The 20,347-nt window shown below is 43.0% G+C and carries 20 protein-coding genes; 18 read left to right on the forward strand and 2 right to left on the reverse strand.

What is annotated here, in order from left to right; genetic code table 11:
* The first annotated feature begins 146 nt into the window (after positions 1 to 146).
* The 5 genes from AAC147_RS16560 to glnB all read left to right on the forward strand — a co-directional run bounded on the left by AAC147_RS16560 (position 147) and on the right by glnB (position 5,947).
* Complete coding sequence (locus AAC147_RS16560) at positions 147 to 1,586, forward strand: sensor histidine kinase (protein ID WP_047683032.1); 1,440 nt, start codon at positions 147 to 149, stop codon at positions 1,584 to 1,586.
* Between the two features lie 47 nt (positions 1,587 to 1,633).
* A complete protein-coding gene (gene qseG, locus AAC147_RS16565) occupies positions 1,634 to 2,527 on the forward strand; it encodes a two-component system QseEF-associated lipoprotein QseG (protein ID WP_156115379.1) in 894 nt (297 codons plus the stop codon).
* Positions 2,524 to 3,861, forward strand: coding sequence for a two-component system response regulator GlrR (glrR, locus tag AAC147_RS16570; RefSeq protein WP_047683036.1), 1,338 nt, complete (start codon positions 2,524 to 2,526; stop codon positions 3,859 to 3,861). Before qseG ends, glrR begins: the two co-directional genes overlap by 4 nt.
* Before the next feature lie 109 nt (positions 3,862 to 3,970).
* Positions 3,971 to 5,593 (forward strand): NAD+ synthase, encoded by a 1,623-nt coding sequence (locus tag AAC147_RS16575; protein WP_047683038.1) that lies wholly within the window; start codon positions 3,971 to 3,973, stop codon positions 5,591 to 5,593.
* A gap of 15 nt (positions 5,594 to 5,608) precedes the next feature.
* On the forward strand, positions 5,609 to 5,947 hold the full coding sequence (gene glnB / locus AAC147_RS16580) for a nitrogen regulatory protein P-II (RefSeq protein WP_047683040.1): 339 nt from the start codon (positions 5,609 to 5,611) through the stop codon (positions 5,945 to 5,947).
* A gap of 208 nt (positions 5,948 to 6,155) precedes the next feature.
* Here the strand turns inward: glnB and hmpA are convergent, their stop codons facing one another.
* Positions 6,156 to 7,361, reverse strand: coding sequence for an NO-inducible flavohemoprotein (gene hmpA, locus AAC147_RS16585; protein ID WP_255347676.1), 1,206 nt, complete (start codon positions 7,359 to 7,361; stop codon positions 6,156 to 6,158).
* A 337-nt stretch (positions 7,362 to 7,698) separates the two neighbouring features.
* On the opposite strand from hmpA, the gene glyA reads away from it, so the two are divergent.
* Complete coding sequence (gene glyA, locus AAC147_RS16590; RefSeq protein WP_047683044.1) at positions 7,699 to 8,952, forward strand: serine hydroxymethyltransferase; 1,254 nt, start codon at positions 7,699 to 7,701, stop codon at positions 8,950 to 8,952.
* 163 nt (positions 8,953 to 9,115) lie between these two features.
* The gene (locus tag AAC147_RS16595; protein ID WP_047683046.1) at positions 9,116 to 10,342 is read left to right on the forward strand and encodes a 3-phenylpropionate MFS transporter; all 1,227 of its coding nucleotides are present in this window, start codon (positions 9,116 to 9,118) and stop codon (positions 10,340 to 10,342) included.
* A gap of 125 nt (positions 10,343 to 10,467) precedes the next feature.
* Here the strand turns inward: AAC147_RS16595 and suhB are convergent, their stop codons facing one another.
* Positions 10,468 to 11,271, reverse strand: coding sequence for an inositol-1-monophosphatase (gene suhB, locus AAC147_RS16600; protein ID WP_038267838.1), 804 nt, complete (start codon positions 11,269 to 11,271; stop codon positions 10,468 to 10,470).
* A gap of 125 nt (positions 11,272 to 11,396) precedes the next feature.
* Here suhB and trmJ point away from each other — a divergent pair, with 125 nt between their 5' ends.
* The 11 genes from trmJ (at position 11,397) to AAC147_RS16655 (ending at position 20,155) form a co-directional block, all read left to right on the forward strand.
* Positions 11,397 to 12,152 carry a tRNA (cytosine(32)/uridine(32)-2'-O)-methyltransferase TrmJ gene (trmJ, locus tag AAC147_RS16605; RefSeq protein ID WP_047683125.1) on the forward strand — a complete coding sequence of 252 codons (756 nt, stop codon included), beginning with the start codon at positions 11,397 to 11,399 and terminating at the stop codon, positions 12,150 to 12,152.
* Between the two features lie 139 nt (positions 12,153 to 12,291).
* Entirely contained in the window at positions 12,292 to 12,786 is a 495-nt protein-coding gene (gene iscR, locus AAC147_RS16610) for a Fe-S cluster assembly transcriptional regulator IscR (protein WP_047683048.1), read from the forward strand.
* A gap of 48 nt (positions 12,787 to 12,834) precedes the next feature.
* Entirely contained in the window at positions 12,835 to 14,049 is a 1,215-nt protein-coding gene (locus tag AAC147_RS16615) for an IscS subfamily cysteine desulfurase (RefSeq protein WP_047683050.1), read from the forward strand.
* 24 nt (positions 14,050 to 14,073) lie between these two features.
* Positions 14,074 to 14,460 carry a Fe-S cluster assembly scaffold IscU gene (gene iscU / locus AAC147_RS16620; protein WP_047683052.1) on the forward strand — a complete coding sequence of 129 codons (387 nt, stop codon included), beginning with the start codon at positions 14,074 to 14,076 and terminating at the stop codon, positions 14,458 to 14,460.
* A gap of 124 nt (positions 14,461 to 14,584) precedes the next feature.
* Positions 14,585 to 14,908, forward strand: coding sequence for an iron-sulfur cluster assembly protein IscA (iscA, locus tag AAC147_RS16625; RefSeq protein ID WP_047683054.1), 324 nt, complete (start codon positions 14,585 to 14,587; stop codon positions 14,906 to 14,908).
* Positions 14,909 to 14,940: 32 nt separating this feature from the next.
* Entirely contained in the window at positions 14,941 to 15,462 is a 522-nt protein-coding gene (gene hscB, locus AAC147_RS16630) for a co-chaperone HscB (protein WP_047683057.1), read from the forward strand.
* Positions 15,463 to 15,581: 119 nt separating this feature from the next.
* Positions 15,582 to 17,429 carry a Fe-S protein assembly chaperone HscA gene (hscA, locus tag AAC147_RS16635; protein WP_047683059.1) on the forward strand — a complete coding sequence of 616 codons (1,848 nt, stop codon included), beginning with the start codon at positions 15,582 to 15,584 and terminating at the stop codon, positions 17,427 to 17,429.
* Between the two features lie 2 nt (positions 17,430 to 17,431).
* Positions 17,432 to 17,767 (forward strand): ISC system 2Fe-2S type ferredoxin, encoded by a 336-nt coding sequence (gene fdx, locus AAC147_RS16640; RefSeq protein WP_038267871.1) that lies wholly within the window; start codon positions 17,432 to 17,434, stop codon positions 17,765 to 17,767.
* A gap of 27 nt (positions 17,768 to 17,794) precedes the next feature.
* Positions 17,795 to 17,989: a Fe-S cluster assembly protein IscX gene (iscX, locus tag AAC147_RS16645; protein ID WP_047683061.1), complete on the forward strand. Its 195-nt coding sequence runs from the start codon at positions 17,795 to 17,797 to the stop codon at positions 17,987 to 17,989.
* 205 nt (positions 17,990 to 18,194) lie between these two features.
* Positions 18,195 to 19,520, forward strand: coding sequence for an aminopeptidase PepB (gene pepB, locus AAC147_RS16650; RefSeq protein ID WP_047683063.1), 1,326 nt, complete (start codon positions 18,195 to 18,197; stop codon positions 19,518 to 19,520).
* 206 nt (positions 19,521 to 19,726) lie between these two features.
* Entirely contained in the window at positions 19,727 to 20,155 is a 429-nt protein-coding gene (locus AAC147_RS16655) for an enhanced serine sensitivity protein SseB C-terminal domain-containing protein (protein ID WP_047683066.1), read from the forward strand.
* The last annotated feature ends 192 nt before the right edge of the window (positions 20,156 to 20,347 follow it).

Genomic DNA, 20,347 nt, shown 5'->3' on the forward strand with positions numbered 1-20,347 from the left:
GGCGGGGGTAGTAGAAAAAATACTACCCCGCCGTCATTATTGGAGACAATGTCTTCCTCCGCATCTTGTGCACAAGTATCATCTTGACATACCACTCTTTATAGCTATTTATGTCGGTTAGCATCAATGTAATTACAGGTTATAAGATGATTTCTCTGAAAAAATGGCGTTTATTTCCCCGCTCATTGCGTCAATTGGTTGTAATGGCTTTCTGGCTGGTGCTATTGCCGTTGTTGGTACTGGCATATCAGGCATATCAAAGTCTTGATCAGCTCAGTACACAAGCGGCAGAAATTAACCGCGCAACGCTATCTGATGCCCGGCGTAGTGAAGCAATGATAAGTGTCGCTCTTGAGATGGAACGCAGCTACCGTCAGTATTGTGTATTGGGAGATATCCGGCTGGAAAAACTCTATCAACGTCAATATCAACAGTATACCAGTATGTTGAATAATCAGATGGCGATGCTGGCTAATAGAGAATATAAGGATAAATTTAATCAACTTTTGTCGGGCCTGACAAATATCACTTGTAATAATGGCGTACCAGAGCCTGAGTCGGCTAAACTGCTTGAGCAGTTCTCAAATGCCAATAATCAGTTAGTACAGGAAACACGCAATATCATTTTCGCCCGTGGTGAGCAATTGCAGAAAGACATTGCTGATAAGGGGCGGTTTTTTGGCTGGCAAAGTTTAATTCTATTCCTGCTGAGTGCTTTCTTAATCGCACTTTTTACCCGGATGATCATTGGGCCGGTAAAAGGCATTGAACGAATGATCAATCGATTAGGTGCAGGACAAACACTGGAAAGTAAGATTGAATCTTTTAAAGGCCCCAGAGAATTACGTTCACTGGCATTGCGGATTATTTGGTTGAGTGAGCGTCTATCTTGGCTTGAATCTCAACGACATGAATTTTTACGTCATATCTCCCATGAATTGAAAACACCTCTCGCCAGTATGCGTGAAGGTACGGAATTATTGGCGGATGAAATTGCCGGGCCACTGACAACCGACCAAAAAGAAGTGGTCAGTATTCTGGATAGCAGTAGTAAACATTTGCAGCAGCTTATTGAGCAATTGCTCGAATATAATCGTAACATCGTGAATAATCCTGCTGAACACCAGATGGTGTCTTTAAAAGAACTCGTTGATAGTGTTGTTCTGTCACATCAGTTGCCTGCACGGTCAAAAAATATTTATACAAAAATCCAATTAGATGCTGATAATTGTTGGGCTGAACCTAAACTATTGATGCGAGTCATTGATAATCTCTACTCCAATGCAGTGCACTATGGCGCTGAATCCGGTAACATTTGGATTTCCAGTCGGCAATTAGATAAAAATATTCAGATTGACATTGCCAATACAGGAACGCCTATCCCTGATTCAGAAAAAAGCATGATTTTTGAACCATTTTACCAAGGAAAACTTCAGCGCAAAGGAGCGGTCAAGGGAAGTGGCCTTGGTTTGAGTATTGCGCAGGACTGTATCAAACGGATGGGAGGGAAACTTCATCTGATAGAAACTGACTTTGCTGATGTATGCTTTCGGATTGAACTGCCATTAACCGCAGAGAATGACTAAATAATATGCACAACAGGTTTATTCACCACTTTATGATGAAGACGGAGATGATGAAAACGGAGCAGCAAGATATTGAGACCCGAACAATGAAAAAAACGGCGGTTATAGCGTGCTTGTTTGAACGAGCTTCACTCCTGCGTTTTCGTGCCATAGTTTTACTGTTTGTTCCCTATTTACTGACAGGATGTGTCTCAAATTCCGGTTCTGATGATTTAGTCACGATTGCCGAATCTATTATACCAGAGCAACGTGTCACAGATTATCGCATCAAGGGGTGCGATGTAATATGGGATATCGCAAAACCAGCCGCAACGGAAAATGGTCTTTATTGGTTAAAATTGATGGACTGTACGAATAAACTGCCTCCAGTAGAAGCCCGCAATATGGCAAAACGGTTTACGCCGACAGAATGGTCACAAGTTTTTAAGCAGAGTATCCTTATCGACCAAGCTGCACCGTCATTAATTGAACGGCGTAAGATTATGGAAAGTTTGAATCGATATAGCCTGCAATTTCCGTCTTCAATATTGTCATTGTTGCAGTTGTGGAGTGAACAGCAATATTTAAAAATCAATCTGGCAGAACAAAAGTCAAAATATCAACGATTACAATTTGACAGTGATGCCAAAATTGATCGATTGAAAGAGACACGGGCCCGTTTGGAGTATGAACTGCGTTCAATATCCCGCAAATTAGAAAATCTAACGGATATTGAACGTCAGCTTTCTTCCCGCAAGCAAGTCCAGAACAATTCTAACTCTCCGGTTTCAGGTGAAACCGGACAAGGTGAAAGAGAACATGCAGTTGATACGGGTAATAAGGTGAATAATACTAAACCGGAAACTAAACCGGAAAACAAGCCAGAAACAGGATCAGAGTTAACCCCGCAAACGAAAACAGAAGCTAATTCTTCAGAAGAAAAAGGAGCTGAATCACCATGACCGTACGCAATCCCGCTCATCTTCTTTTAGTTGATGATGATCCAAGTCTATTAAAATTATTGGGGATGCGTCTGACTAGTGAAGGATTTCGTGTCACAACAGTGGAAAGTGGGCATGAAGCATTACGCATGTTGCTGAAAGAGAAAGTGGATTTGGTCATTAGTGACTTACGCATGGATGAAATGGATGGCATGACGTTGTTTGCGGAAATCCAAAAACAGCATCCCGGTATGCCGGTGATTATTCTCACAGCACATGGCTCTATCCCGGATGCTGTTGCTGCGACACAACAAGGGGTATTTAGTTTTCTGACTAAACCCGTTGATCGTGATGCACTTTATAAAGCTATTGATGATGCGCTGGAATTATCAACACCAGCTATAGATGGAAAGTGGAGTGAACAAATTGTCACACGCAGCCCGCTAATGTTGCGTCTGCTGGAGCAGGCGAAAATGGTGGCTCAATCTGACGTTAGTGTTCTGATTAATGGGCAAAGCGGAACGGGTAAGGAAGTTCTGGCTCAGGCTATCCATCGTGCAAGCCCGCGTGCGAAAAAACCTTTTATTGCCATTAATTGCGGCGCCTTACCTGAACAATTGTTGGAGTCTGAGTTATTTGGTCATGCTAAAGGTGCATTTACTGGGGCAGTCAGTAGCCGGGAAGGCCTATTTCTGGCCGCACAAGGAGGAACTCTGTTCCTTGATGAAATTGGTGATATGCCATCAGCACTACAAGTCAAATTATTAAGGGTCTTGCAGGAGCGTAAAGTCCGTCCTTTGGGAAGTAACCGAGATTTGGATATTGATGTCAGGATCATTTCCGCAACTCACCGTAATTTGCCAAAAGCGATGCAGCGTAATGAATTCAGGGAAGACCTCTATTATCGATTAAACGTAGTTAACCTGAAAATCCCGGCTCTGAATGAACGTGCAGAAGACATTCCTTTATTGGCAAATCATTTGCTGCGTGAATCGGCCAAACGCCATAAACCTTTTGTGCGCAGCTTTTCCACTAATGCGATGAAATGTCTGATGGCTGCCAGTTGGCCGGGTAATGTCCGCCAATTGGTCAATGTTATCGAGCAGTGTGTAGCATTGACGACAGCTCCGGTGATTAGTGATGCTTTAGTTATGCAGGCATTAGAAGGCGAAAATACGGCATTGCCGACATTTGTGGAAGCGCGTAGTCAGTTTGAACTGAATTATTTGCGCAAATTGTTGCAAATGACAAAAGGGAATGTTACCCATGCTGCTCGTATGGCAGGACGTAACCGAACAGAGTTTTATAAATTGTTGGCTCGTCATGAGTTGGATGCTAACGATTTTAAAGAATAACCTTTCTGTTATTTAAATCCATAAAGTTGAAACGGTATTTAAAGCCGTAAGAGATTGACTGTCTTCATCAGGCAGAGAAGTGAATAATGGCCCAGGAGAGCCGCATTCTATGAGTCGTACTCTTAATATCGCCCTTGCTCAATTAAACTGGTTAGTAGGGGATATCGAAGGCAACAGCGATCGCATGTTGCAGACAGTGCAAGAACAGCAAGAAAAGGGCGCTGATCTCGTCGTGTTTTCTGAGTTAGCATTGTCGGGATATTTTCCTGAAGATCTACTGTTCCGTTCTGATTTTCATCAGCGCTGTCGTGAACAATTAGTACGTTTGCAGGAAGCAAGCTCTCAGGTTGGTATTTTAGTTGGCCATCCGTGGCAACAGGACGGAAAAATATATAATGCTCTTTCTCTGTTCTGGAAAGGTGAAACCGTTGCCCGTTATTTCAAACAACAATTACCCAATTATGGTGTTTTTGATGAAGAACGTTATTTCAAAGCGGGCAAGCAAATCTGTGTTGTACCATTTAAAGGCTATAATCTCGGTTTGTTGATTTGTGAAGATTTGTGGTTCGATGCGCCGATTGATGCCTTGAAAGAAGCAGGAGCTGATATCATTCTGTCCATTAATGCGTCTCCTTTTAATCGTGAAAAACCGAATATCCGTAGCACATTGATTAAATCACACTGTCAGCGTATTCACTTGCCAATAATTTACCTGAATCAGGTTGGTGGACAAGATCAACTGATCTTTGATGGCTGTTCAAAAGTTTTTGATGTAAACGGTGAAATTACTCATCGCATGGTAGCTTTTGCAGAACAAGTTGAACAGTGTCGTTTCAATGAAATGACAATTGAGCCGATGGCAAATCCGGCTCCCCAATTACCGCCACTTGCACAAATTTATAAGGCATTGGTGCTCTCTGTACGTGATTATGTGCAGAAAAATGGTTTTAAGGGAGCATTACTCGGTTTATCCGGTGGTATTGATTCAGGTTTGACACTGGCAATTGCTGTTGATGCTTTGGGTAAAGAGCATGTACAGGCTGTGATGATGCCATTCCGCTATACCTCTGAAATGAGTATTCATGATGCCAGAGAACAAGCAGAATTACTCGGTGTTGAATTTGACATAGTATCTATCGAACCTATGTTTGATGCGTTTATGGCTCAATTGGAGCCTATATTTGCGGGTACAAAGAAAGATACCACTGAAGAGAATTTACAGGCACGTTGCCGGGCAGTTGTCTTAATGGCAATGTCAAACAAACGCCGTCGTTTGGTGTTGACAACCAGCAATAAAAGCGAATCGGCGGTAGGTTACTCGACCCTGTACGGTGATATGGCTGGTGGCTTTAATGCTTTGAAAGATGTTCCAAAAACTATGGTATTTGCATTAGCGAAATACCGTAATACAGTATCTCCTGCTATTCCTCAGCGTGTCATTGATCGTCCACCATCTGCGGAACTGGCTCCTGATCAGCTCGATCAGGACAGCTTACCACCGTATGACATGTTGGATGCCATCCTTGAGGGATATGTCGAAAAAGATAAATCTGTGGCTGACTTAGTGGCTGAAGGTTTTGATGAAGCTATTATTCGTAAGGTGATCCGGTTGGTGGACATCAATGAATATAAACGTCGTCAGGCACCGATTGGTCCACGTATTACACAGCGTGATTTTGGTAAAGACAGGCGCTATCCGATTACGTCTGGTTTCGGGCGTAATAACTGGTAATAACAGGAAAACTTCATGAAAAAGATTGATGCAATTATCAAACCTTTCAAGCTCGATGATGTGCGTGAAGCTCTGGCTGAAGTCGGTATCACTGGTATGACGGTGACAGAAGTAAAAGGTTTTGGTCGTCAGAAAGGGCACACTGAACTGTATCGTGGTGCAGAATATATGGTGGACTTTCTGCCTAAAGTCAAAATAGAAATTGTCGTACCGGATGATATTGTTGATACCTGTGTCGATACTATTATGCAGACTGCACAAACTGGCAAAATCGGTGATGGCAAGATTTTTGTCTTTGATGTTGCTCGCGTTGTGCGAATTCGTACTGGTGAACAGGACGAAGAGGCGGTTTAACCGCATTCCACATTCTTTGCAAAGAGAAAAGAGAATAGCTTGAAAAGTTGAATTGCCTGAAAAAGTGATAACGGCGGTAATATGGGTAATTAATCCACCTCTTAATAAGAGGTGGAATGCTGACATACTGAGCTGTCTTAACCGTTATCACTTATCCCCAAATTTATGCTTTTCACTAAATTTACAAAAAATTGTGCATAAATTCATGTTAGATCACTTTATGTGGGCCAAAACATTCATAGTGAATATGTTGCTCGTTAATACCCATGGTTATTAGCTGCTTGGCAATATGTTGCATGAAAGCCAACGGCCCACAGAAATAGAATTGCATCCCTTCAGCACTTATCGCCTCTTTTACAAGAGACAGATCCATCAATCCGGCATGTTGATAATGTACGCCCTGCTGATCTTTATCTCTGGGTTCACGATACCAAACCTGAGAATTCAGAATCGGCATGGATTGGGCAATTTCTTTCACCTTATCGGCAAAGGCATGATAGCCGCCATGTTCTGCTGCGTGAAACCAATTGATTACACTTTGGTGCTGCTGACCGTGCAGATATTGCAGCATACTCATCATCGGAGTTAATCCGACTCCCGCTGAAATGAGGGTAACAGGGGTATCAGGCTGGACATCAAGGAAGAAATCACCTTTTGGTGCAGATAGCGATATGATATCTCCTTCCTGTACTTTGTCGTGCATATGATTCGAAATTTTGCCATAAGGCTCCCGTTTAATAGCAATTTGATAATTGCGGCCATTTGGAGCCGAAGTTAATGAATATTGACGAATTTCGCGGTTTTTAAAGGTTGGATCTTCCAGATAGATACTCAAATATTGCCCCGGTTTATAATCCGCGACTTTGTCATCATCAACGGGTACGAACTCAAAGCTGGTAATGATATCACTCTGCAGTTGTTTACGGCTGACACGAAATTGACGTAAACCCCGCCAACCTCCTGCCGAAGATTCGCTACCCTGATAAATGGCTTCTTCCCGATTGATAAAAACATCGGCCAATATATCGTAGGCTTTTTTCCAGGCATCGAGAACTTCATCAGCCGGATGAAATAGTTCATCAATTGTTGCCAGCAGATGGGTACCGACAATTTTATAGTGTTCCGGTTGGATATTTAGGCTCGTATGTTTATGAGCGATCTTTTCTACAGCCGGTAGAAGAGCAGATAAGTTATCAATATTAGAAGCGTAAGCACAAAGGGCATTAAAAAGAGCTTCACGCTGCTCGCCGTTAGTTTGATGGCTCATGTTAAAAACATCTTTTAATTCAGGATTGTGTCTGAACATGCGTTCATAAAAATGAGCAGTCAACTTTGGCCCGGTAGAAACGATCAAAGGAATAGTGGACTTTATAGTTGCGATAATTTGGTTATCTAACATTATGGTCTCCTGAATTTTTCTCGAATAATGCTTAGGAATATAAGATGTATTTTAAATGCAACTTATGCCATTGAGGAATACATTAAAGCAAGAAAGAGATATTATCTTGATTTAAGTCAAAAACTCAGAATTTGTATTGCAGCAATGAAGATTTGACTGGAATCACAAAGAGCAACAATAAATTTAAAGCGTGTAATCAGGATAACAGGGCATCCTGCTACAGGCGTAGAAGCAATCGTTTGCGTAAAATCTCTTGTCAAGACTATCTCATTTGATAAAAAGAGTTTACACTGTGTCAAATTCTGGCCCTCAGGGGTATTTTTTAGAGATGTAGCTGAGTCAGGAGAACCTAATGTTAAAGCGTGAAATGAATATTGCGAATTACGATCCCGAACTGTGGCAAGCGATGGAACAGGAGGTTTGTCGTCAGGAAGAACATATTGAATTGATTGCTTCTGAAAACTACACCAGTCCAAGAGTTATGCAGGCTCAAGGATCTCAGCTCACTAACAAGTATGCGGAAGGTTATCCGGGTAAACGCTACTATGGTGGTTGTGAATATGTTGATATCGTTGAACAACTGGCAATTGACCGAGCAAAAGAGTTGTTTGGTGCAGATTATGCTAACGTCCAACCACACTCAGGCTCTCAGGCAAATGCTGCGGTGTATATGACACTGTTGCAACCAGGTGACACTGTCTTAGGGATGAATCTGGCACATGGTGGCCATCTGACTCACGGCTCTCCGGTTAACTTCTCAGGTAAATTATATAACGTTGTTCCTTATGGCATTGATGAAAATGGCAAAATCGATTACGAGGATATTCGTAACCAAGCGCTGAAACATCAACCTAAAATGATCATTGGTGGTTTCTCTGCCTATTCTGGTGTGGTTGATTGGGCGAAAATGCGTGAAATTGCTGATGAAATCGGTGCATATCTTTTTGTTGATATGGCTCATGTTGCTGGATTGGTTGCTGCGGGTGTTTATCCAAACCCTGTTCCCCATGCACATGTTGTTACGACTACCACTCATAAGACTCTGGCAGGTCCACGTGGTGGTCTGATTCTGGCTAAAGGGGGTGATGAAGAGTTGTATAAGAAATTGAACTCTGCTGTTTTCCCTGGTGGTCAGGGCGGTCCGTTGATGCATGTCATTGCCGGGAAAGCCGTTGCACTGAAAGAAGCAATGGAGCCGGAGTTCAAAATATATCAACAGCAGGTTGCGAAAAATGCCAAAGAAATGGTAGATGTGTTCCTGCAACGTGGTTACAAAGTTGTTTCCGGTGGTACTGACAACCATCTGTTCCTGTTGGATCTGGTGGATAAAGATATTACAGGTAAAGAAGCGGATGCAGCATTAGGGCGTGCCAATATCACTGTTAACAAAAACAGTGTACCTAACGATCCTCGCAGTCCGTTTGTCACTTCGGGTATTCGCATTGGTACTCCAGCAATTACTCGTCGTGGTTTCAAAGAAGCGGAAACCCGTCAATTAGCTGGCTGGATATGTGATGTGTTGGATAACATCAATGACGAAGCAGTTATTGAAAGTGTTAAACAGAATGTGTTGGATATCTGTGCAAAATATCCGGTTTACGCATAATTGAGATTAATATACCGTCAATATTGAGCTTATATCCAAATCGATTTCAAGTTGCAGCCAATAAAGCGGTAGCTTGAAAGATGAAAGGTATATCAGGTATCAAGCCCGACTCATAACATTAGTTTTGAGCGGGTTTTTTGCATTAAAAAATGGGGGCATTTGGATGGTTGTTCCATCAACATTTTGGCTAGGGTTAGGTTATTTCACTTATTTTTTTGCTTTTGGAATATTTTTACCTTTCTGGTCAGTTTGGTTACAGGGAGAAGGTATTACTCCTTCTATGATCGGTGTACTGTTAGCTATCGGGTTAGTTTCTCGTTTTCTCGGTAGTTTATTTATTTCTCCTACTGTTAAAGATCCTTCTAAATTAATTAACGCATTAAGATTACTTTCCTTATTGGCTTTGGTCTTTGCTGTTAGCTTTTCCTTTAGTAGTCACTGGGTATGGGTTGCCTTTGTCATGATAGGTTTTAATCTGTTTTTTTCACCTCTGGTTCCTTTATCAGATGCTTTAGCGGGAACCTGGCAAAAACAGTTTACTTTTGATTATGGCAAGGTACGTGTATGGGGATCGATTGCCTTTATTATCAGCTCTTCTTTAGCGGGGATATTGATGTCAGCCAATGGCATTGATTTAGGGTCAGATTTCAGCTTTTCCTTTGAAAAAATCAATAATTGGATTGGTATCAATTTATTTGGTCATCACAATATCATCCTTATTTCCCTGATTTTCAGTGTTGCCATTATGTTGCTAGGAATGATGCTAAAACCTTCTATTATGCCGGAGGGCAAGATTAAGGTAGAAAATACCAACACAGTATCATTCAGGAAATTATTATCCGAAAAATCGGTATGGCAATTTTTATTATGTGTGACGTTGTTACAAGCAGCTCACGCAGGTTACTACAGTTTTGGTTCTATTTATTGGGAAAAGGCTGGCTATTCTGCATCAACTATTGGTTATCTCTGGTCATTGGGCGTTGTCGCAGAAGTTGTCGTTTTCACTTTTAGTAAACAGCTATTTCGACACTGGAGTGCCCGTAGTCTTCTATTGCTCTCTGCCATTTGTGGGGTTATTCGTTGGGGGTTAATGGGAACATTCACTGAGTTGCCAGTTCTGATTATTATTCAGATCCTACATTGTGGAACTTTTACAGTCTGTCACTTAGCTGCCATGCGCTTTATTGGTGCCAGAAAAGAAAATGAAGTTATCCGCTTACAGTCGGTTTATTCTGCGTTAGCGATGGGCGGTGGTATTGCAGTGATGAGCGCAATAGGCGGTTTTTTGTATGAGCATATGGGAAGCGGTATCTATTGGGTAATGGCATTGGTTGCATTACCTGCAATTTTCTTACGGCCTAAAGTAGAAGCCCAAATACATTCGTTGTGAAATGCATGCGTTGTGAAATACGTTTATTGAGAAACACATTCATTATCAATAAAATCGTAAATAAAAAAGGGCACCAGTAAATTTGGTGCCCTGAAAATAACATTGCTCAAATAGTTGTTTTATAATTAACGTTTCAGTGCTTCAGTTAATTCTTCGCGCATCTCAGATAGCATGTCTTTAACAATACGTGGGCTGCCTGCAACGATGTTACCGGAACTGATATAGTTGTGACCACCAACGAAGTCAGTAACAATACAGCCAGATTCACGTACTAGCAGTTCACCCCCCATGAAATCCCATGGTTTCAGGCCGATTTCGAAGAAACCGTCAACACGTCCGGCGGCAACATAAGCCATATCCAGAGCCGCAGAGCCAGTACGACGAAAATCTGCACAGCGCTCAAATAATTTACCCAATACATTCATGTAAGGGATAGCGTGTTGTTTAGCTTTGAAGGGGAAACCAGTGGCAATGATTGTGCCATCCAGATCACGCGCATTAGTACCGCGCAAACGGTAACCATTTAATTGAGCACCTTGACCACGGGTTGCGGTAAACAGTTCATTACGCATTGGATCGTAAACAACAGCCACTTCGGTGCGGCCTTTGATGCGTACAGCGATAGAAACAGCGAAATGAGGGAGACGTTTAATAAAGTTAGTGGTGCCATCCAGTGGATCGATCACCCATTGGAAATCGTCTTCTTCACCTAAATGTTCACCTGTCTCTTCAGTGATGATAGTGTGCTTAGGATAAGATTTACGGATAATGTCAATGATCAGCTTTTCTGCTTCACGATCAACATTAGTGACGAAGTCATTACTGCCTTTTTGGCTTGCTTCGATAGCATCAGGAGTTTCATAACTTTTGGCAATGTAATTGCCGGCTTTACGCACAGCGCGTATAGCGATGTTTAGCATCGGATGCATGGGGTATCTTCCACCAGGATTTTAAAGAACGGGAAACAAATTGGCGCGCATTATAGCAGTAGTTCGTCAAAATGACTAATGCTGTGTTAAGATATTCGGCTCTTATACTGAAATTAAAAGCCGTCATGTTAGAGAACATCCGCATTATTCTGGTAGAAACCTCCCACACGGGCAATATGGGTTCAACTGCCAGGGCTATGAAAACAATGGGATTGACCAACCTTTATTTGGTCAACCCGCTCGTCCAACCTGATTCTCATGCCATTGCACTTTCAGCCGGTGCCAGTGATGTTATCGGTAATGCCACTATCGTGGATTCTCTGGATGAAGCATTGGCTGGGTGTGAATTGGTTATTGGAACCAGTGCTCGTTCCCGAACACTTTCCTGGCCAATGGTTGAACCACGTGAGTGTGGTGAATGCTGTGTCAAAACAGCCAAAAATTCACCAGTAGCTATTGTGTTCGGCCGTGAGCGTGTGGGGCTGACGAACGAAGAACTCCAGAAGTGTAACTATCATCTTTATATTCCGACTAATCCAGAATATGGTTCGTTGAATTTGGCCATGGCTGTTCAATTGGTCAGCTATGAGATTCGTATGGCATACCTTGCTACTGAGGAAAAATCGGAGAAAGCGAATGCTGCCGATCATGAAGCTGAATACCCACTAGCTGAAGATATGGAACGTTTTTATCAGCATCTCGAACAGGTGTTAAGCCATTCCGGTTTTATTCGTAAAGCGCATCCTGGGCAGATAATGAACAAATTAAGACGCCTTTATACCCGCGCACGTCCGGAAATTCAGGAATTGAATATCCTGCGGGGTATTTTAACTTCTATGGAAAAATGGGCTGAGAAATCACCGGAATCTGGCAGAAAATAGTCTCTATAATAGAGAATATGGATGATAACAGAATGAAAGACAACCAAATAATAGTTGAGTAAATTACTAGGTTAAATAGTTGACTAAAATACTCAGGAATGTCACAATTTCACCCATATTTCACCATGGAGTTTTTGTTATGAGACTGACATCAAAAGGACGTTATGCGGTAACTGCCATGTTAGATGTGGCATTGCATTCACAAGAAGGGCCAGTGCCATTAGCTGATATTTCTGAGCGTCAGGGAATTTCCCTTTCCTATCTTGAGCAGTTGTTTTCTCGCCTACGTAAGAATGGTCTGGTTTCTAGCGTCCGTGGTCCAGGCGGCGGTTATTTATTGGGCAGAGATGCCGGTAATATTTTCGTTGCCGAAGTGATTTCTGCTGTTGATGAATCCGTTGATGCAACTCGCTGTCAGGGCAGGGAAGGCTGTCAGGGCGGTGATCGCTGTTTGACCCATGCGCTTTGGCGTGATCTCAGTGATCGTATCACGAGTTTCCTGAACAGCATCAGCTTAGAAGAATTAGTGAATAATCAAGAAGTATTAGATGTTGCTGATCGTCAAGACAGCGATAAACGCCGTACAGCTAATGGCAGGGTTCAAGAGATGATTAACGTTAACCTGCAGGCTTAAAAAGCGGCAAACAGAAGTATTAAAAGAGTCTTACGGAGCATGTGAGCAATGAAATTACCCATTTATTTGGATTATTCAGCAACAACCCCAGTTGATCCGCGTGTTGCTGAAAAGATGATGAACTATCTGACTATGGACGGGGTTTTCGGTAACCCTGCTTCTCGTTCACACCGTTTTGGTTGGCAAGCTGAAGAAGCGGTTGATATTGCGCGTAATCAAATTGCTGATTTGGTTGGTGCTGATCCGCGTGAAATTGTATTTACTTCAGGTGCAACAGAATCAGATAACCTTGGTATTAAAGGTGCAGTAAAATTCTATCAGAAAAAAGGCAAGCACATTATTACCAGCAAAACTGAACACAAAGCTGTTTTGGATACTTGCCGTCAGTTGGAACGCGAAGGTTTTGAGGTGACTTACCTTTCACCGATGAGCAATGGCATGATCGATGTGAAAGAGCTGGAAGCTACAATGCGTGACGATACGATTTTAGTTTCTATCATGCACGTCAACAACGAAATTGGTATTGTTCAGGACATCGTAACCATCGGTGAAATGTGCCGTAGTCGCGGTATTATTTTCCATGTTGACGCAACGCAAAGTGTTGGAAAATTGCCTATCGATCTCAGCAAACTGAAAGTTGATCTGATGTCTTTCTCTGCTCATAAATTATATGGCCCGATGGGTATTGGTGCTCTGTATGTTCGCCGTAAGCCTCGTGTCCGCATTGAAGCACAGCAACATGGTGGTGGTCATGAGCGTGGTATGCGTTCCGGTACATTGCCTGTTCACCAGATCGTGGGAATGGGTGAAGCTTACCGTATTGCAAAAGAAGAATTGATAGCTGAGTCAGAGCGTTTGCGTGGTTTGCGCCTGCGTTTATGGAATGGCATTAAAGATATTGAAGAAGTCTACCTGAATGGTGATTTGGAACTGGGTGCGCCACACATTCTGAATGTCAGCTTCAACTATATTGAAGGTGAATCATTGATGATGTCGCTGAAAGATCTGGCCGTTTCTTCTGGCTCAGCATGTACTTCTGCGAGTCTGGAGCCTTCTTATGTTCTGCGTGCACTGGGCATGAATGATGAGCTGGCACACAGTTCTATTCGTTTCTCTTTGGGGCGTTTTACTACAGAAGAAGAAATAGACTATGCAATCAAGTTGATTCACAACTCGATTGGTCGCCTGCGTGAACTTTCTCCATTGTGGGAAATGTTCAAACAGGGGGTGGATCTTAACACCATCGAATGGTCTCATCATTAATCAGACGGTTTCAGGAGTAACGATATGGCTTACAGCGACAAAGTAATTGATCACTATGAGAATCCACGTAATGTTGGATCATTTGACAGTGAAGACCCTTCAGTAGGTAGTGGCATGGTTGGTGCACCCGCTTGTGGTGATGTCATGCGGCTGCAAATCAAGGTCAACGATGACGGTATCATCGAAGACGCACGTTTTAAAACTTATGGCTGTGGTTCTGCGATTGCCTCCAGTTCTCTCGTAACAGAGTGGATGAAAGGTAAATCACTGGAGCAGGCAGAAGCAATCAAAAATACGGAGATTGCTGACGAGCTGGAGCTACCCCCAGTGAAAATTCACTGTTCTATTCTGGCAGAAGATGCGATCAAAGCTGCAATTGCGGACTACAAGAACAAACGCCAGGCTAAGTAATTCTTTTGGCTAGAAGAAAATAATTTGGTGGATATTGCTTCAATATCCACCTTTACTGGTTTTGAAGGTGATAATTTCCTAGATCATAGCTTCAAAGATCATAGTGTTAAAAGTGAGGTGTTGTATGTCAATTTCTTTGACAGAAAGTGCAGCCCAGCGTGTTTTAGCTTTTCTTGATAATCGTGGGAAAGGTGTTGGGTTGCGTCTGGGAGTGAGAACTTCCGGCTGCTCTGGTATGGCATATGTACTTGAATTTGCTGATGCAATTAATGATGAAGATCAGGTTTTTGAAGACAAGGGCGTGAAAGTTATCGTTGATGGTAAAAGCATTGTTTATCTTGATGGTACCGAGTTGGATTTTGTCAAAGAGGGCCTGAACGAAGGCTTTAAATTCAACAACCCCAATGTTTCCAGCGAATGCGGCTGTGGGGAAAGTTTTAACGTTTAACCTCCCGTACTTTGCGAAACCAAGAGTAACTTATGGACTACTTTACTTTATTCGGGTTGCCTGCGCGTTACGCGATAGACCGCCAACAATTGGCGACCCGCTATCAGGAGTTGCAGCGTCAGTTTCATCCTGATCGTTTTGCCAATCATCCAGAGCGCGAGAAAATGTTGGCACTTCAACAAGCTGCAACCATCAATAATGGTTATCAGATTCTGAAACATCCCCTGAAACGTGCAGAATATATGCTGTCTCAGCAAGGGTTTGATTTATCCAACGAACAACACACGATGCAGGATACTGCTTTCCTGATGCAGCAATTAGAGTTGCGTGAAGAGCTTGATACTATTGAACGTAGTGCGGAGCCTGATGTTGCATTAGCAGGTTTTTCATCTCGCTTGAACAAAATGATTAAAACTCGTAGTGAGCAGATGGAACAGCAACTGGATACCGAACAATGGTCAATCGCAGCCGATACTGTCCGTAAGTTACGCTTTTTAGATAAATTGCAGCAGCAGGTCGAACAATTGGAAGAACGATTGTTGGATGATTTTTAGCCGAATTGCTTTTTGGTGAATAACGCTTGCTGATTTAGCTATACCCTATGGATTTGAGGATGCAACCAACAAAGCTGCAACTTGAAAGGCGGGTATAAAGAGTTTTTATAGAGGCACACATGGCTTTATTACAAATCGGTGAACCTGGTTTATCTGCCGCACCACACCAGCGTCGTCTGGCTGCGGGGATTGATCTTGGCACAACACACTCCTTGGTTGCGACAGTCCGCAGTGGTCAGTCTGAGACCTTAGCAGATAGTGAAAACCGTCATTTGCTTCCTTCTGTTGTACAATACCGCAGAGATGAAATTCAAGTTGGCTGGCAGGCACGCCAACAGGCGGCTTCTGATCCTGTTAACACTATAAGTTCCGTCAAACGTATGATGGGGCGTTCTCTGGCTGATATTCAACAACGTTATCCAAATCTTCCCTACCAGTTTCAGGCTAGTGAAAATGGGTTACCGTTAATTGATACTGCGGCAGGTCTGGTCGATCCTATTCAGGTTTCTTCTGAAATATTGAAATCGTTGTCTCAACGGGCAGAAGAAACCTTGAATGGTAAACTTGATGGTGTTGTTATCACTGTTCCTGCTTATTTTGATGATGCACAACGTCAGGGAACGAAAGATGCCGCACGCTTAGCGGGCTTACATGTTCTTCGTCTCTTAAATGAACCAACCGCAGCCGCTATTGCCTATGGACTTGATTCGGGTCAAGAAGGGGTTATTGCAGTTTATGACTTGGGTGGTGGAACATTTGATGTTTCTATCCTGCGTTTAAGTCGTGGCGTCTTTGAAGTGTTGGCAACAGGCGGAGATACAGCGCTTGGCGGAGATGATTTTGACCACCTGTTAGCAGACTGGATCCGTGAACAGGCAGGTATCATCGATAATAGCCACGGCTTACAACGTCAATTGCTGGACATTGCGACACAAACCAAAATTGCCTTGAGTGATACAGATTCAGTGACAATCAACATTGCTGACTGGCAAGGCAGTATTACCCGTGATGAATTAAATGAATTAATCACACCACTGATTAAACGCACCTTAATGGCTTGCCGTCGGGCATTGAAAGATGCGGGTGTCACTGCTGATGAAATATTACAGGTTGTGATGGTAGGTGGTTCGACGAGAGTACCGCGCGTACGTAGCATGGTTGGTGAGTTTTTTGATCGTGAACCATTAACCTCTATCGATCCGGATAAAGTTGTCGCTGTTGGTGCGGCAATTCAGGCTGATATTTTGGTTGGTAATAAACCTGACAGCGAAATGTTGCTACTGGACGTTATTCCTCTGTCACTGGGCCTTGAAACCATGGGCGGCTTGGTGGAAAAAGTGATCCCGCGCAATACCACTATTCCTGTCGCCAGAGCACAAGAGTTTACGACTTTTAAAGACGGGCAGAGTGCAATGAGCATCCATGTTGTTCAGGGTGAACGCGAGCTGGTGGCAGATTGCCGTTCATTGGCACGTTTCACACTGCGTGGAATTCCTTCGCTGCCGGCAGGTGGTGCTCATATTCGTGTTACTTTTCAGGTTGATGCTGATGGCTTGTTAAGTGTCAGTGCTCTGGAGAAATCGACAGGTGTTGAAGCTTCCATTCAGGTGAAACCTTCTTATGGTTTGTCCGATGAAGAAATTGCCCGGATGATCAAAGATTCAATGACCAATGCGCAGGAAGATATTCAGGCGCGTAAGCTGGCTGAACAAAAAGTAGAAGCAGCACGAGTGCTGGAAAGTTTAACCAGTGCACTGGAAAAAGATGCTGATTTACTCAGCCAGGAAGAACATGCGGCAATTGATGCTGCCGTACAAGTATTAATTGAGAGTGCTCAGGGAACGTCTCCTGATGCGATTGAAAGTGCAATTAAACAATTGGACAAACAAACGCAGGAATTTGCCGCGCGTCGCATGGACACATCAATCCGCCGGGCTTTGGCGGGCCATTCTGTGGATGAGATTTAATTATGCCTAAAATTGTATTTTTACCTCATAACGAACTTTGCCCTGAAGGCGCAGTATTGGAAGCTAAGGAAGGCGAATCGATTCTGGACGTTGCACTGCGTAATGGCATTGAAATAGAACATGCTTGTGAAAAATCCTGCGCATGTACTACTTGTCACTGCATTGTCAGGGAAGGGTTTGACTCATTGGAAGAAAGCTCTGAAATGGAAGATGACATGCTGGACAAAGCATGGGGGCTGGAGCCTGAAAGTCGGTTAGGATGCCAGGCCAAAGTTGCTGATGAGGATTTGGTTGTTGAAATTCCTAAGTACACGATTAATCATGCACGTGAGCACTAATCTGAGAACTCAATAGGAGCACAGAAAATGAAATGGTCTGACAGCCGTGATATTGGCGAAGCACTATACGATAAGTTCCCGGATTTAGATCCTAAGGCAGTGCGTTTTACCGATATGCATCAATGGGTTTGCGAGCTGGATGGTTTTGATGATGATCCGGAAAAATCTAACGAAAAAATATTAGAAGCCATTTTGTTGGTTTGGTTGGATGAATTTGAGTAACGCAAATCGGTTACCCAAATAACAACGTTACCTAAACAACAAATCTACACAAACAATTAGTGCGAAAAAAAGTGTAAATTCATCAATTCTTGTTCAATCACTTGGCATAGTCTGCATTTAATGAAAAACTGGCAACTGCCAGTTTTTTTGCATTCATGGCCCTTGCTGTAAAAACAGTGAAAATAAAATAAGAAGAGAGAAGAAAATGACAAAGCACGCTATACCGGCGCAAATCATGCCGATAACTCTGTCTTATGAGCCAGCTAAAGCATGCTGGGGTGAAAAAGCGCTAATCAGTTCGAATGATCAGGGAATTACAATTCATTTATCAGGCAGCCAGTCGGATTTGAGTCGTCAATTGGCGGCTATCCAACGCGCCGGACGAAAAATTAATGGACAAGGTATCTCCAACGTTGCTTTGGCGGGTGATGGTTGGGATCTGGAAAAAAGCTGGACATTCTGGTTGGGATTCCGGGCACCAAAAGGGTTGCGTACTCTTGAATGGCCACAACTGAGTGCAGTAGAAAAACAAGAGCTGGAATACCGGATCAAATTTATCGACTGGGTGCGTGATACTACCAATATTCCAGCAGAAGAATTGGGTCCGGAGCAGCTTGCTCAGCGTGTCATTGATTTATTTAACGGTGTAGCAGGAACTGCAATCAGTTACCGTATTATAAAAGGCGATGCCTTACGTGAGCAGGGCTATGTTGGTGTACATACTGTCGGTCGTGGTTCCTCTCGTGTTCCTGTTTTTCTGGAATTGGACTTCAATCCATCGACAGATAAAAACGAACCTATATTCGCTTGCTTAGTCGGTAAAGGTATCACCTTCGATTCAGGGGGATATAGCCTGAAACCTTCCAACTCTATGGATTCCATGAAATCTGATATGGGTGGTTCAGCGCTCCTGTCAGGAGCATTGGCGCTGGCGATTGGTCGTGGCCTGAAACAGCGTGTAAAACTATTCCTGTGCATTGCTGATAACCTGGTCAGCGGCAATGCGTTCAAATTGGGTGACATTATTCGCTATCGTAATGGCAAAAGTGTTGAAGTTATGAACACTGATGCAGAAGGGCGTCTGGTACTGGCTGATGGCCTGATTGATGCCAGTGCGGCAAATGCGCCTCTTATCATTGATGCGGCGACATTGACTGGCGCGGCAAAAATGGCAGTAGGTAATGACTACCATTCTGTCCTCAGTTTTGATGACCAACTCGCGGCGGATTTATTGGCAGCAGCGGATGCAGAACATGAACTATTCTGGCGTTTGCCATTAGCCGAATTCCATCGTAGTCAATTGCCATCCAATTTTGCTGATTTGAATAACATTGCTGCATCTTCTCATTCAGCAGGAGCAAGTACTGCGGCTGCTTTCCTGTCTCACTTTGTAGAAAATTACAAAAAAGGCTGGATACATATCGATTGTTCAGCGGCCTACCGTAAATCTGCGGTTGAACAGTGGTCAGCCGGTGCGACAGGGTGTGGTGTGCGCACCATCGCCAACTTATTGCTGAAAAAAGCAAAATAAGGATACAGTGTCTTTGGCGAGGTAACTTGCAAGCCGCTAGGTAATGCCAGGGTTTTTATGTACAAAATGTTGTGATACCAAACTCATTTTAAAATTGCCTTTCTTATCTGGCCTCCCTTTTATGGGGAGGCTATGATTGAGAGCCTTTCAATGGTCGTTAACTTCAATTTGTTAACTTCAGTACAAATATGTGTTCGGAGATTTTCATGAGCTTGTCAAACGGGGCTGTTGCCACTGAAATTGAGGTTCCGAGTGGAAGTCACATTACTCTTAGCCAACCAGAAAAACAGCCCATTCAGCTTATTGAGGCCTTGAGTAATTTATTTAAGCAACATAAGCCAGTACGACGAGCATTTCTGGTTATGGTGCACGATAAAAAACAGGATGAAAAACCTAACCTGCTTATTGGGTTAGAACTGAGTGGAGCGTCTACAGATAATGACATTAATATGCTTATTCAGGCTGCTGGTGGAATAGCTTGTGAATATTTGAGTGAAGAGGAATCGGTGGATTTTTGTTTGCTTGATGAAAAAAATAGTGGAATTAGCCATTATCTGATCCAGCATACTCAGCCTTTTTATCAACGGAAGTTAGGCAGTTGGCTGAAGGATACCATTCCTGTATTGAATCAGTAAATAAAAGTTAAGCTCTGTACCCACTCAGGGATCGTGTGATGATGAGTTTTGTCCGGCTTCTTTTTGTCATTTTCCTGCAATAAGCCAAAAATATTGCGGAAGGCCTCGAAAATCTGAAATCACAGATTTCTAAATCGGATAAATATCTATAAAAATACTATCCCAAACCAGCCGGCAAACGATAAGGATTAC

The sequence above is a fragment of the Xenorhabdus sp. NBAII XenSa04 genome (assembly GCF_963866145.1).
Classification (GTDB): domain Bacteria; phylum Pseudomonadota; class Gammaproteobacteria; order Enterobacterales; family Enterobacteriaceae; genus Xenorhabdus; species Xenorhabdus indica.

What these genes read in the sequence shown, in the direction of transcription:
- AAC147_RS16560 (WP_047683032.1), top strand. Translation starts at nt 147, where the DNA reads ATGATTTCTCTGAAAAAATGGCGTTTATTTCCCCGCTCATTGCGTCAA.
- qseG (WP_156115379.1), top strand. Translation starts at nt 1,634, where the DNA reads ATGATGAAAACGGAGCAGCAAGATATTGAGACCCGAACAATGAAAAAA.
- glrR (WP_047683036.1), top strand. Translation starts at nt 2,524, where the DNA reads ATGACCGTACGCAATCCCGCTCATCTTCTTTTAGTTGATGATGATCCA.
- AAC147_RS16575 (WP_047683038.1), top strand. Translation starts at nt 3,971, where the DNA reads ATGAGTCGTACTCTTAATATCGCCCTTGCTCAATTAAACTGGTTAGTA.
- glnB (WP_047683040.1), top strand. Translation starts at nt 5,609, where the DNA reads ATGAAAAAGATTGATGCAATTATCAAACCTTTCAAGCTCGATGATGTG.
- glyA (WP_047683044.1), top strand. Translation starts at nt 7,699, where the DNA reads ATGTTAAAGCGTGAAATGAATATTGCGAATTACGATCCCGAACTGTGG.
- AAC147_RS16595 (WP_047683046.1), top strand. Translation starts at nt 9,116, where the DNA reads ATGGTTGTTCCATCAACATTTTGGCTAGGGTTAGGTTATTTCACTTAT.
- suhB (WP_038267838.1), bottom strand. Translation starts at nt 11,271, where the DNA reads ATGCATCCGATGCTAAACATCGCTATACGCGCTGTGCGTAAAGCCGGC.
- trmJ (WP_047683125.1), top strand. Translation starts at nt 11,397, where the DNA reads ATGTTAGAGAACATCCGCATTATTCTGGTAGAAACCTCCCACACGGGC.
- iscR (WP_047683048.1), top strand. Translation starts at nt 12,292, where the DNA reads ATGAGACTGACATCAAAAGGACGTTATGCGGTAACTGCCATGTTAGAT.
- AAC147_RS16615 (WP_047683050.1), top strand. Translation starts at nt 12,835, where the DNA reads ATGAAATTACCCATTTATTTGGATTATTCAGCAACAACCCCAGTTGAT.
- iscU (WP_047683052.1), top strand. Translation starts at nt 14,074, where the DNA reads ATGGCTTACAGCGACAAAGTAATTGATCACTATGAGAATCCACGTAAT.
- iscA (WP_047683054.1), top strand. Translation starts at nt 14,585, where the DNA reads ATGTCAATTTCTTTGACAGAAAGTGCAGCCCAGCGTGTTTTAGCTTTT.
- hscB (WP_047683057.1), top strand. Translation starts at nt 14,941, where the DNA reads ATGGACTACTTTACTTTATTCGGGTTGCCTGCGCGTTACGCGATAGAC.
- hscA (WP_047683059.1), top strand. Translation starts at nt 15,582, where the DNA reads ATGGCTTTATTACAAATCGGTGAACCTGGTTTATCTGCCGCACCACAC.
- fdx (WP_038267871.1), top strand. Translation starts at nt 17,432, where the DNA reads ATGCCTAAAATTGTATTTTTACCTCATAACGAACTTTGCCCTGAAGGC.
- iscX (WP_047683061.1), top strand. Translation starts at nt 17,795, where the DNA reads ATGAAATGGTCTGACAGCCGTGATATTGGCGAAGCACTATACGATAAG.
- pepB (WP_047683063.1), top strand. Translation starts at nt 18,195, where the DNA reads ATGACAAAGCACGCTATACCGGCGCAAATCATGCCGATAACTCTGTCT.
- AAC147_RS16655 (WP_047683066.1), top strand. Translation starts at nt 19,727, where the DNA reads ATGAGCTTGTCAAACGGGGCTGTTGCCACTGAAATTGAGGTTCCGAGT.